Raw genomic sequence first — 12,331 nt, forward strand, 5'->3', positions numbered from 1 at the left:
ACGGCGACAACCATTGTGCGATGATGAATAATGACAGCATGTTGTCATGGCGAGTTGTTTGTCGCAAGGATTTTGATCGAACGAGGAGGAAATCGAAATGGCCAAGCGGACATACAAAGGCAGTTGCCACTGCGGCAAGGTGCGTTACGAGGCCGATTTCGATCTCGATGCCGGCACGACCAAGTGCAACTGCTCGCTCTGTGCCAAGGTGCGCTATTGGGGTGCGCAGGTCCGGCCGGGTGATTTTCGTCTGCTGTCGCAGGAGGCTGATGTCGCCGACTACCAGTTCGGTGCCAAGGTCGGGCATCACCGCTTCTGCCGTGCCTGCGGCATCGTCCCGTTCAGCCACGGCTATGTCGAGGAATTTGGCGGCGCCTACTATTCCGTCAATCTTGCCTGCCTCGACGATCTCGACCCTTCGGCGCTTGTCACAGCCCCCGTCTCTTACATGGATGGGCGCAACGACGACTGGGCGAATGCGCCTTTGGAGGTTCGGCACCTTTAGATCGGCAGTCTCTTGCGGTCGCCGTCATTTCCTTTTCCGGATTTTCCAATGGATGCAATTGACAATATGTTGTCATTATGCGAGCGTAAGACGACAGCAAGTTGTCATGTTGGCGCATTGAGATGGGCGCTGTTCTGGTCTGGGAGTGAAGGCAATGAAAATGACCTATCGGGGGAGCTGCCATTGCGGGAAGATCCGCTATGAGGCCGACATCGATCTCGACGCCGGTACCGGCAAGTGCAATTGCTCGATCTGCTGGAAGAAGCGCTATTGGGGCGCGATCGTCAAACCGGATGCGTTCCGGCTGCAGGCCGAGGAAGTCGATATTGCCGACTACCAGTTCGGTAGCTTCAGCGGGCATCATCGCTTCTGCAAGACCTGCGGGATCGCTGCCTATGGCCACGGCTACATCGAAGAGATCGGCGGCGCATACTACTCCGTCAATCTGGCTGCCCTCGACGACCTCGATCCGGCGGTGCTGGCCGAAGCACCGGTGAAATATATGGACGGCCGCAACAACAACTGGTTTCACCCGCCGGCCGAAACACGCCATCTCTAGGGCCGCCAGGCTTCATCACGGCGCAGGGCGCGCGTTTCAAACCTTTCGGAACTCGAGGTGGTAGGTGACCTCTTCGCCGGTTGTCGGATCGATGCCCGGCGCGCTGTGGATCACCAGCCGCTCGCCGTCCAGAATGTAGGGTCGAACCAGGTCGGAGGTGCCCCAGATGGGATTCCAGCTCGCATCGACATGATGGATGACCTTACCGTCCTCGAGCGTGTAGGAGCCGGCATAGGCGAGCATCGAATCGAACAGCGCCACCTTCTCCTCGTCGGTGGGCGTCGTGCCCTTCGGTGCCGGCCGGTGACGCTCGACCACCACCGCGGTCATGCGGCCGTCCGGCTGGTAGGAGAGGTAGCCGATGGGATCCGGGCCCATCGCATCGGTGATCTCGCCGGATACCACCGCCTTTCGGGTCCAGGAGAGCATTTTCCAAGTGCCGAGCAGGTCCGCTGCGTTTGTCATCGTCCACCTCAATAAAATTAGGCAAACCTAAAATAGCAGGTGAATTGTGGACGGAACAGGCCGGCTGGCCTTGGCAAGGGCGTGTGTGGCAGCGAGCGGTGCTACCCGCATAAAAAAGGCCCCCGCGAGCGGGAGCCTCCATCTCGTCAAACGTTACTCGTTTAGAGATCGCCGAGGTCGCGAACCGCGCCGCGGTCTGCCGAGGTGGCAAACGCCGCATAGGCCTTGAGCGCCGTCGTCACCTTGCGCTTGCGGATCTCGGTTGGCTTCCAGCCTTGGGCGTCCTGCTCCGTGCGGCGGCGGCTGAGTTCCGCTTCGTCGACCCGCAGGCTGATCGTGCGGTTGGGGATGTCAATGTCGATCATGTCGCCTTCGCGCACGAGACCGATCGTGCCGCCCTTTGCCGCTTCCGGGGAAACGTGGCCGATCGAGAGGCCCGATGTGCCGCCGGAGAAGCGGCCGTCGGTGATCAGCGCGCAGGCCTTGCCGAGGCCCTTCGACTTCAGATAGCTCGTGGGGTAGAGCATTTCCTGCATGCCCGGGCCGCCCTTCGGACCCTCGTAGCGGATGACGACGACGTCGCCGGCCTTGATCTCGTTGGCAAGGATCGCCTTGACCGACGAATCCTGGCTTTCAAACACGCGGGCCGGACCGGAGAACTTCAGGATGCTCTCGTCGACACCGGCAGTCTTCACGATGCAGCCGTCGAGCGCGACGTTGCCCTTAAGAACCGCAAGACCACCGTCCTTGGAGAAGGGATGCTCGACCGAGCGGATGACGCCCTTTTCGCGGTCGGTGTCGAGTTCGTCCCAACGGGCTGCCTGGCTGAAGGCAACCTGGGTCGGGACGCCGCCGGGTGCAGCGCGGAAGAAGTTGCGTACGGTTTCGCTCGTCGTGCGGGTGATGTCCCAGCGGTCGATGGCGTGGCCGAGGGTTTCGCTGTGCACTGTCGGGCAATCGCGGTTGATCAGCCCGCCCTTTTCGAGTTCGCCGAGGATCGACATGATGCCGCCGGCGCGGTGTACGTCTTCCATATGCACGTCGCTTTTGGCCGGCGCCACCTTCGACAGGCAGGGAACCTTGCGCGACAGCCGGTCGATGTCGGCCATGGTGAAATCGACCTCGCCCTCATGGGCGGCGGCGAGAATGTGCAGAACGGTGTTGGTCGAGCCGCCCATGGCGATGTCGAGTGCCATGGCGTTTTCGAACGCCTTCTTCGAGGCGACGTTGCGCGGCAGGACACTTTCGTCGTCCTGCTCATAGTGGCGGCGGGTGATATCGACGATCAGATGGCCGGCTTCGACGAACAGGCGCTTGCGGTCGGCATGCGTCGCCAGCGTCGAGCCGTTGCCCGGCAGCGACAGGCCGAGCGCTTCCGTCAGACAGTTCATCGAGTTGGCGGTGAACATGCCGGAGCAGGAACCGCAGGTCGGGCAGGCGGAGCGCTCGATGACCTTAACGTCCTCGTCGGAAATGTTGTCGTCGGCGGCGGCGACCATGGCGTCGACCAGGTCGAGCGCATGGGTCTTGCCGTGCAGCACGACCTTGCCGGCTTCCATCGGGCCACCGGAGACGAAGACGGCGGGGATGTTGAGCCGCAGCGCCGCCATCAGCATGCCGGGGGTGATCTTGTCGCAGTTGGAGATGCAGACCATGGCGTCGGCACAGTGTGCGTTGACCATGTACTCGACCGAGTCGGCGATGATCTCGCGCGAGGGCAGCGAATAGAGCATGCCGTCATGGCCCATGGCGATGCCGTCATCGACGGCGATGGTGTTGAATTCCTTGGCAACGCCGCCGGCCGCCTCGATCTCGCGGGCAACGAGCTGGCCGAGGTCCTTGAGGTGCACGTGGCCGGGCACGAACTGCGTGAACGAGTTGACCACCGCAATAATCGGCTTGCCGAAGTCGCCGTCCTTCATGCCCGTCGCGCGCCAAAGGCCGCGGGCGCCGGCCATGTTGCGGCCGTGGGTGGTGGTGCGGGAGCGATAGGCAGGCATGGACGTTTTCCTTCAAGGACGAAATGTCATTGGCTGATAGGACGGTCACCGACCGCCAGTGCACGGGGCTAACTAGCGCAAAATTGCGTGCGCGTCATCTTTTGCGTCAGATTATTTCGACGCGACACGGGCCGCATTTCCGCCGGCTATCGCCGCCTTGCAGCACTCTAGCGTCGCGTCCTTGCCTTGCACACCCGGCACGCGAACTCCTTATGAAAATCTTATGCCGGTCGACGCAAGTCGCAATCGAAACCGGACGTGGGGCGGAGGTAGCGTTTGCTCATCGACAACGGGTGAGCACCATGACCCTTCACGATTTCAGCTTTCGCCAACGCTCCGACACGCCGGACAGCCGCCCCGGCATCGGCCCCTTCCAGAGGGACCAGACCGAAGGCGGGCCAGATGCCCTGAGGCATCTGCTCGTGCGCATCGCCACGGTTCGTCGGTTGCGCGAACATCACGTCTGGGAGGCCGTGCGGTTGCTCCTCGACAGGCCCGACCTGGTGCCGGACGACTGGCCCTCGCGCCGTTTTCGCGATCTGATGGCCGCAGACGCGCTGGTCGACGCCGTGATCCACCTGACGATGGCCACCAAAGCCAAGCTCTGCCTGCGTACACTCAGCCACGAGTGCGGAGTGTGGACCTGCGCCCTTCGCTACGCGCCTGGAGGCACCGGCCGGGTCACATTCAAGGCGCGCCACGCCGATCTGGCATCGGCGATCCTATCGGCCTTCCTGCAATGCTGCCGCGTCCATCGGCTTGTTATCGAAAGCCACTGTACCCGCAGCAGTCATCTCCCAACCTGAAGGATATTTCCATGAGCGATCATTCGCTTCGCCTCGAAGGGGCGATCACGGCGCTGGTCACACCATTCAAGGACGGCAAGGTCGATGGCACCGGCCTGATGTCGCTCGTCGAATGGCAGATCCGCCACGGCATTTCCGGCGTCGTCGCCTGCGGAACGACGGGTGAGGCGGCAACGCTTTCGCGCACAGAGCGGTCGATGGTCATCGAACGCTGCGTCGAAGTCGCCGAGAGAAAAATGCCGGTAATCGCGGGCACAGGCACCAACTGCACGCAAACGACGATCGAACTGACGGCAGAGGCCAAGGCGCTCGGCGCCGATGCGGCGCTCATCGTTGCGCCCTACTACAACAAGCCCTCGCAGGAGGGGATCTATCGCCATTACGAGGCGGTGGTCCGGGCTGTCGATCTGCCTGTCATCGTCTACAACGTTCCCTCGCGCACCGGCGTCGACGTGGCACCGCGCACGCTCGAGCGATTGGCGCAACTGCCCGGTGTCATCGGCATCAAGGATGCAACGGGCGACATCGGCCGCTTCCTTGCATCGCCGCCATCCCTCAAGGCGCGGCTAAGCCAATTCTCCGGCAACGACCAGACGGCGCTGCCTTTCAACCTCTGCGGCGGCCACGGCACGATCTCGGTGGCCGCAAATGTCGTGCCGCGGCTGATGGTTTCGCTGCACCACGCAATCGCAACCGGCAACGCCCAGGCGGCCGTCGCCATCCATCAACGGCTCCAGCCCCTGTTCACCGCGCTTGAGCGCGAAACCAATCCGGGCCCGATCAAATACGCGCTGCATCTGGCGCGGGGCTTCAGCCCCGAAGTGCGGTTGCCGCTGACGACGGTGTCGCTGGAGACGGCGGCGGAAATTCGCTCGGCGCTCGAACCGTTGATCGAGGCGCACCGCAGTCCCCGCTTGCCGCTTGCCCTTGCGAGCTGAGCCCGGCCACCGATCGAATTTTCCATGTCATCGCAGATCGGACGGATCTTGCCATTGTGCGCGCCCGGTGCCGCCCTTGCCTTTCGTCAAACCCCTCAAAGGAGACAGACCATGTCACGCTTTCCCCACCTTGCCGCGCAGGCGGAACTAAGGCGCCGGTCGCAGGAGTTCGAGCCCCACCCAGCCGACAACAGTGTCGTTCGCGATGCTTTCCTCGGGATCGGCATCCGCCTCGGCGTCGTGCTTGGCCTCGCCTACGCCATCCAGACCGTCATTCCCTGGCTTGCCGGCTGAGCCGCCGCAATCTTCATCAACGAGGACCATTCGATCATGGGCAGTATGCAGCAGCCAGGGCGCGGCTTTTCGGCGCGCGCGCGTTTTGTTGTCGGGCGCGACAGTCACGGATGGTGGGTTGTTTCCGACCGTAAAGGATTGGTCGGAGGGCTTTTCACCAACGAGGCGGCGGCGATCCATTTCGCGGTGGAAGCGAGCGATCGGCACCCCGAAGACGTGTGCCGCGCACCGGACGGTGCCGCCATTGATCTCGGGACGTTTGCGAGCAGGCCGACTTCGCGCCGCACCCACTCCTGATTTCGACGTCATTGCTTCCGTCGGTCAAGGCGCCCGCCTGGCCGACGGATGAGTGCCGAACAGCGCCATGGCGCGTCCTGTTCGGATCCTGTCAGACCTTGACATCTTCATGTTAGCGATTGCTTGCAAACCCGCGCCCGCGGGTTCATTGTTTTGCGTTGACTGTGTGCAAATGGCTCTGGATAGCATGTGGCGCGGGGCCTCTTCGAAGGTTCGCTATTGATGAAGTGTCACGAGTGCGGTTGTAACATCGAGGGGCGTTTTTCGTTTTGCCCGAGCTGCGGGGCCAGACAGCAGAGCCCGTGTCCGGGCTGCGGTGCAGACTGCCTGCCCGGTTTCGCCTTCTGCCCGAATTGCGGGACACCGTTGGACAAGCCGGTGGCCGTCAAGGTCCTGGTTTCGGGACAGGTTGCCGTCATGCCCCTGCCGAGGGCGGCACGGGGTCAATCCCCAACGGTATCGAGCGACAACGAAAATGCCGACCGTCGCACTGCGACCATCCTTTTTGCCGATTTGTGCGGTTTCACCGGCCTTGGCGAGCATATGGATCCGGAGATCCTGCAAACCTTTCAAAATGAACTTTTTGTGGAGTTGACCGAAGCGGTCGAAACCTATGGCGGCTTCGTCGACAAATTCATCGGCGATGCCTTGCTGGCGCTTTTTGGCGCCCCGGTGGCGCATGAGGACGATGCCGAGCGCGCCCTTCGCGCTGCGATCGACATGATTGCGCGAGCAAACCTGATCGGTGAACGCTGGGAGGATCGCATCGGCGCGCCGGTGAACCTGCACATCGGCTTGAATACCGGCACCGTTGTCGCCGGTGCCCTGGGAGCGGGAGACAGCAAATCCTATTCGGTCACGGGTGATGCCGTGAACACCGCCCAGCGCCTGCAGTCCATGGCGGGACCCGGCGAGATTCTCGTCGGCCCCGTCACCTATCGCGTGACCCGGCATGCCTTCGCCTATGAGGCACTGGGTGCAACCGCGTTGCGCGGCAAGGCCGGCATTGTCGAGGTCTACCGGCTGATAAAGGTTCTTGACGCCCCTGGTGCCGCCCGCGGCCTGGAGGCGTTGGGCCTGACTGCACCGCTGGTCGGGCGCGACGCGGAAATGAAGCGGCTGCTCGATTGCCTGGAGCTTGCCTGTGACGGGGCGGCGCAACTGGTGCGGCTGTCCGGCGAGGCAGGGATGGGAAAATCGCGGCTCGTCCATACATTTCTTGGGCTGGTCGCCGTCGACCCGCGCTTCGGGCATGTCGTCGTTCGCAGGGCAAGCTCATCTCCGCTTGGAGAGCCTTCCTACGGCGTCCTGGCATCTGTGTTGCGCGGCGCCTATGGCATCTCGACCCTTGATACCCTGGAACGCACCACCGAGTTGCTGACAGCGGGGCTGGCCGAGATCGGCTTTGCGCCCGAAAAACTGGAACAGCTTCTGCCGCTCTTCCTGCGCATCCTGGGAATGGGGACGCAGGACGAAAGCTTGCGCCATGTCGAGCCGGAACAGATGCGTCGCCAGCTCTTTGCAGCGGTGCGCGCCATCTTCGAGCGACGCCTGTCGCGAACGCCGCTGCTGCTGGTGATCGAGGATCTGCATTGGGCCGATGCGGCGTCCCTCGATGCCATCGCCTTTATCCTCGATCGGATGGAGGGCGGTCCATTGATGATGCTGACAACGGAGCGTCCCGAGACGGCGGTCGACCGGCTGAGACCTGGCCGAACGAGCCTGACGGCGTTGAGGCTCGCGCCGCTCACCGATGCCGAAGGGCACAGGCTGTTGTCCGCCTTTTTCGGTGCCGATGGCCTGCACCGGGGGTTGGCAGGCCGCATTCTGGCGCGCGCCGGCGGGAACCCGCTGTTCATCGAAGAAATCGTGCGGGGCCTAATCGAAGTCGATGCTCTCAAGCATTTCGGCGCCGCCTGGCGCGTGGTGGAGCGCGAGGCGACCGTCGACATTCCTGTCACCATCGAAGCCATGTTGCTCGGCAGGGTCGACCGGCTGCAGCCGCAGTCGCGCAGGCTGCTTCATCATGCGGCGGTCATCGGCCCACGGTTCGATGTCGAATTGCTGCGGGTCGTCGCCGGCGACGAACCCACGATTGATGCCGCGCTGGATATCCTGTGCGATGCCGAGATTATCGAGGAGACGCGAGAGGGCCGCCTGCAGGGCGCGCAGACCTATCGCTTCACCCAGACGCTGTTGCAGGAGGTGGTCTACAACAACCTGCTTCTACGACGGCGTGCAGAGATACACGCCGTCGTCGCCGACCGGCTCGAGCGCCGCTATGGAGCGCAGACCACGAGACTGGAGGAAATGGCGCTGCTTGGCCACCACTTCAGCCAGTCGGAGGATAAATCGAAAGGCGCACGCTATCTCATGGCGGCGGGAGAACGTGCGCAGGCGATCTATGCGAACGACGATGCCATACGGTTCTACAAACAGGCGATGGCCGCCTGGGCGGAGGCTGGCGAGGAGGGGGGCGAATGGCTTGCCGCCCGCGAGCGGGTTGCCGACCTGCTCGGGCCTTCGGGGCAGCGCGATACGGCTGCGGGGCACTACGCGTCCCTCCTCGACGTCTATCGCGCCACCGACGATCGGATCTCCGCGGCCCGCATCCAGCGCAAGTTCGGACATCTGTTGTGGGAGGCAGCCCGACGCGACGAGGCGCTGGCGGCGTTCGCCAACGCGGCCCAACTTCTGCAAGACGCGGATGCGCCGATCGAAAGCGCCCATCTCTCCCAGGAGCGGGGCCACCTTGCCTTTCGCATGGGCAGCTATGCCGACGCGATCGTCTGGGCCGACGACGCCTTGAAGCGCGTCGGCGGGCTGATGCCGCAAGCTCTGCAGGCGCGACGCGAAGTGGACCGGGTGACCGCAGAAGCCCTCAATACCAAGGGCGTGGCGCTGGCGCGCCTCAACCGCGGCTCCGAGGCGATCGCAACGATCGAACGCAGCGTCGCCGTCGCGGAGGCTGCCGATCTGCTCAATGCGGCCTGCCGCGGCTATACCAATCTTGCCGTTCTCTACACGATCATCGAGCCGCGCAGGGCCATCGAGGTCTGCAAGTTCGGCTTCGACATGGCGCACCGTATCGGCGACCTTGGCTTCCAGGCGCGGCTGCTTTCCAATTTGGCCGTCGCCTATTGCACCTTCACCGATCGCTGTGCGGCCGACGGCATTCCTGCTGCCGAACGGGCGATCGCGATCGACCGCGAGCTCGATCAGCGCGACCATCTGCCGGTGTCGTTGCTGGTGCTGGGACAGATCGACCAGTGCCACGGGCGTCCTGATGTCGCGCGGCGTCTCTACGAGGAGGCTCTCGAACTGGCGTTCGAAACGCGAGAGGCGCAGCTGTTGTTTCCGTGCTATGATGGCTTGGCGACACTCTGCCTTGATGCGGGTGACCTCGAGGGTGCGGAAAGGCACTTTGCTTCGGCTCGTGACATATGCACACGGCACGGTCTCGATCCCGAAGCGCTGATGATACTGCCGTTTCTCGACTAGGGCGCTGCAGGGCAGGTCCATCGAAGGCAAGTAAGACGATCCGGATTGCAGGATCGGGCGCCAATGGCTGTCCGAAATGCAAATTTGTGTCGCCAAATCGGTTCTGCGTCAGACGCGACGGCGCGTTCGTCCCAGCGTTCGACACGTCCGCCCCGCATCTCCGCAACCCACGATCGGTACGAGGAGAAGAGATCATGATTGAACACCACAATGGACCGCTACAGCCGGGCGATCGGGCGCCGAACGTGGTCCTTGACGCCATCACCCAGGACGGCCAGATTTCCATCGACGATTTTCGCGGACGCAAGCCGGTCCTGGTCGGCCTGTTCCGTGGTCTGCATTGCCCTTTCTGCCGGCGGCAGATCGCTGCGATGGCGCAGCTCGATGGGGCGTTGCGCGAAAAAGGCATCGAGAGCCTGACAGTCGTCAATACGCCGATCGATCGGGCACGGCTCTATTTCCGCTACCATCCGTTGCCGAATCTGCTGGCGGCTTCCGATCCGGAGCGGGTTTCGCATCGCGCGTTCGGCTTGCCCAATCTTCAGTTCACCGAGGATGAGGACGAATGGCCCCACAAGCTCGCCAAGAAAACCGCCATGGCGATGCTGATCGATATGCCCGGCGAGTTGCCGACCGCGATGGATCCCTGGGCAGCCTCGTCCTATCTCGACAAGGCGGACGGCTATCAAATCATGCAGGACGACGAGCGTATGATCGCCGCCGGCGAGGGTCAGCTCGTCGGCGAGTTCCTGCTCGACCGGGATGGCATCGTGCGCTGGAGCTTTACCGAGGCCACGGCCGACGGGCACAACATGTTCGGCATGCCGCGCCGCGAGGAGCTGATGTCGGCCGCCTCGAACGTCGCCCATTGACGACGGCCGATTTGCTCCTCGGCCGTTCATCCATTTAAAACAATCTGGCCCCGGAGGAGGAATGTCTTCCGGGGCCGTCGGTTGCGTCAGGACTGACGTCAGGCGAGGGAGGCAACCGCCTCCTCGATCAGTGCGACGATCTCCGGGGCGTGCGAAGCCAGCGATGCGTGGCTCGCGTCGAGCGTGATCGTCTTTTTCGCCTTGATGCGCTCGGCCATCCACGCTTCCGTTTCCGGCGGTATCATGTTGTCGCGGCTCGAGACCTGGTACCAGCTGGGCTTCACCTTCCAGGCCGGCGGGCCGGACTTGTCTTCGAAACAGCGCCCGGCAATCGGCTTCTGCGCCACGGCCATGACCAACGCTTCGGTCTCGCCGAGATCCTGACCGAAACTCTGGCGGAACGTCGCCTGATCGAGCCAGAGGAAACCATCTTTGTCCGGCCGGATGCTGCCGGCGCCGGAAGGCGCGTCGCGGCGGGCGAAGATGCTGCCGAGACTGTCGCCTTCATCGGGCGCGAAAGCGGCGATATAGACGAGACCGGCGACATTCGGCGCGTGGCCGGCGCCAGTGATCACCGCACCTCCGTAGGAATGGCCGACCAGCAATGTCGGCCCGTCTTGCGCTGTCACCAGCCTCGATGTCCGGTCGACATCGTCGGCAAGCGACGTCAGCGGGTTCTGGACCGCGGCGATCTTGTAGCCCTTGGCATGCAGCGGCGGTATCACGTGGCGCCAATGCGAGGCGTCACCCCAGGCGCCATGGACGAGCACGATGTTCTTGATGGCTGGCATTGTCCGTTCCCTTCTTTCCCGTGGGGAGGCTCTCTAATCCTGGCTCCTTTGCCGTCGACATGACGCATGGCCGATGTCTGGCGGCTGCGTTCAGGCCGAAAGAGCAAGGTAGGGCGGCGCGGTTGGTCGGTCCATGCGCACGCCGACGATTCGCTATGCTGGTCGCGGTGAGGTCGATGGCGGCATTAACGTCGCGTGGCCCCTTTGCGCGAAGATGCGGTCACGGCAGGCAGCCTTGCTGTGGCGCCCATATGTGCGGATGGCGGCGTCTACCGGGGGCAGTTCTGTGTTGGGGGATGGACGGACATAAAACCAATATGCGCGGCGCAGCCGTTTGCCGAGCCTGCATCTGTTTTGTTGTCTCTGAGAAGGGGCAGGCGATGGGGACGTTCGCCTGAGTAAAGGATGGTGGGCGTGACAGGGATTGAACCTGTGACCCCTACGATGTCAACGTAGTGCTCTCCCGCTGAGCTACACGCCCATCCGATGAGGCGCATAGACCATAGAACCCGCTGTCGCGTCAATAGGGTTTTTGCAGGTTTTTTGACAGAAATTTTGCAGGGCGTTTTCCGCCGCTATCCGCAGCCTTTGGCCGCCGGCGGGAAGCCCCGGATTTCCGGGCTTTGCGCGTAAGTCACTGAAATGAAAAGACCGCCGAAGATCCCTGTGGATCGCGGCGGTCAATCTGAAATCCGCGCTGAACCGTCTTGAACTGGTGCGGACGGAGGCGGCGGCTGTGGAAAAATGTCTGGCCTCAGGCGGCCAGCATCTTGTTGACCTCGTCGACGAGGTCGCGGAGGTGGAACGGCTTCGACAGGACCTTGGCGTCCTTCGGAGCCTTCGAATCCGGATTGAGCGCGACGGCGGCAAAGCCGGTGATGAACATCACCTTGAGATCCGGATCGAGCTCGGTCGCCCGGCGGGCAAGCTCGATGCCGTCCATCTCCGGCATGACGATGTCGGTCAGGAGAAGCGAGAAGGGCTCTTCGCGAAGGCGATCGTAGGCGCTGGCGCCGTTGTCATAGGACATGACCTTGTAGCCAGCCTTTTCGAGCGCCTTCACAAGGAAGCGGCGCATATCGTTGTCGTCTTCGGCAAGAAGGATTTTCACAGTCATGAACTCGGCCGTTGCTTCTGTTTATTCATTGCGGATGGATTGCGGCGTTCTATCCAAGCCGCAACGGGGTAAATATCTCGTGAACGCGGCGCGTCAACTCCCGAGAAACCGGAGTGGGCGCACTATGGACACAGAGCCGGCCAACTGGCAACATGATGACAACAGCAAGAACCGCACATGGTAAAA

At 62.9% G+C, this 12,331-nt stretch carries 12 protein-coding genes and 1 tRNA gene; 8 read left to right on the forward strand and 5 right to left on the reverse strand.

What is annotated here, in order from left to right:
* Positions 1-97: 97 nt before the first annotated feature.
* Positions 98-505, forward strand: coding sequence for a GFA family protein (locus tag AC07UR_RS25495; protein WP_209791564.1), 408 nt, complete (start codon positions 98-100; stop codon positions 503-505).
* A gap of 154 nt (positions 506-659) precedes the next feature.
* Entirely contained in the window at positions 660-1,064 is a 405-nt protein-coding gene (locus AC07UR_RS25500; protein ID WP_173423663.1) for a GFA family protein, read from the forward strand.
* Positions 1,065-1,100: 36 nt separating this feature from the next.
* Here AC07UR_RS25500 and AC07UR_RS25505 read toward each other — a convergent pair whose 3' ends face one another.
* Both AC07UR_RS25505 and ilvD read right to left on the reverse strand, forming a co-directional pair.
* The gene (locus AC07UR_RS25505) at positions 1,101-1,529 is read right to left on the reverse strand and encodes a lipocalin-like domain-containing protein (protein ID WP_173423662.1); all 429 of its coding nucleotides are present in this window, start codon (positions 1,527-1,529) and stop codon (positions 1,101-1,103) included.
* A gap of 161 nt (positions 1,530-1,690) precedes the next feature.
* Positions 1,691-3,529: a dihydroxy-acid dehydratase gene (gene ilvD / locus AC07UR_RS25510; RefSeq protein WP_173423661.1), complete on the reverse strand. Its 1,839-nt coding sequence runs from the start codon at positions 3,527-3,529 to the stop codon at positions 1,691-1,693.
* Between the two features lie 302 nt (positions 3,530-3,831).
* Between ilvD and AC07UR_RS25515 the strand changes: the two genes are divergently transcribed.
* The 6 genes from AC07UR_RS25515 (at position 3,832) to AC07UR_RS25540 (ending at position 10,237) form a co-directional block, all read left to right on the forward strand.
* On the forward strand, positions 3,832-4,335 hold the full coding sequence (locus tag AC07UR_RS25515; RefSeq protein WP_209791566.1) for a hypothetical protein: 504 nt from the start codon (positions 3,832-3,834) through the stop codon (positions 4,333-4,335).
* Positions 4,336-4,346: 11 nt separating this feature from the next.
* Positions 4,347-5,273, forward strand: coding sequence for a 4-hydroxy-tetrahydrodipicolinate synthase (gene dapA, locus AC07UR_RS25520; protein WP_209791568.1), 927 nt, complete (start codon positions 4,347-4,349; stop codon positions 5,271-5,273).
* Between the two features lie 111 nt (positions 5,274-5,384).
* Positions 5,385-5,567 (forward strand): hypothetical protein, encoded by a 183-nt coding sequence (locus AC07UR_RS25525; RefSeq protein WP_209791571.1) that lies wholly within the window; start codon positions 5,385-5,387, stop codon positions 5,565-5,567.
* 36 nt (positions 5,568-5,603) lie between these two features.
* Entirely contained in the window at positions 5,604-5,864 is a 261-nt protein-coding gene (locus AC07UR_RS25530) for a hypothetical protein (RefSeq protein ID WP_234941981.1), read from the forward strand.
* Positions 5,865-6,086: 222 nt separating this feature from the next.
* Complete coding sequence (locus AC07UR_RS25535; protein WP_209791746.1) at positions 6,087-9,365, forward strand: adenylate/guanylate cyclase domain-containing protein; 3,279 nt, start codon at positions 6,087-6,089, stop codon at positions 9,363-9,365.
* A gap of 194 nt (positions 9,366-9,559) precedes the next feature.
* Entirely contained in the window at positions 9,560-10,237 is a 678-nt protein-coding gene (locus tag AC07UR_RS25540; protein ID WP_209791573.1) for a peroxiredoxin-like family protein, read from the forward strand.
* 98 nt (positions 10,238-10,335) lie between these two features.
* On the opposite strand, the gene AC07UR_RS25545 is transcribed toward AC07UR_RS25540, so the two are convergent.
* From AC07UR_RS25545 to cpdR1, 3 genes are all read right to left on the reverse strand, one after another.
* Positions 10,336-11,028, reverse strand: coding sequence for an alpha/beta fold hydrolase (locus AC07UR_RS25545; RefSeq protein WP_209791575.1), 693 nt, complete (start codon positions 11,026-11,028; stop codon positions 10,336-10,338).
* Between the two features lie 406 nt (positions 11,029-11,434).
* A tRNA-Val gene (locus AC07UR_RS25550) sits at positions 11,435-11,509 on the reverse strand.
* A gap of 273 nt (positions 11,510-11,782) precedes the next feature.
* The gene (cpdR1, locus tag AC07UR_RS25555) at positions 11,783-12,145 is read right to left on the reverse strand and encodes a response regulator CpdR1 (protein WP_025424823.1); all 363 of its coding nucleotides are present in this window, start codon (positions 12,143-12,145) and stop codon (positions 11,783-11,785) included.
* Positions 12,146-12,331: the final 186 nt, after the last annotated feature.

The organism is Ensifer sp. GW821-FHT05G01 (genome assembly GCF_059419585.1).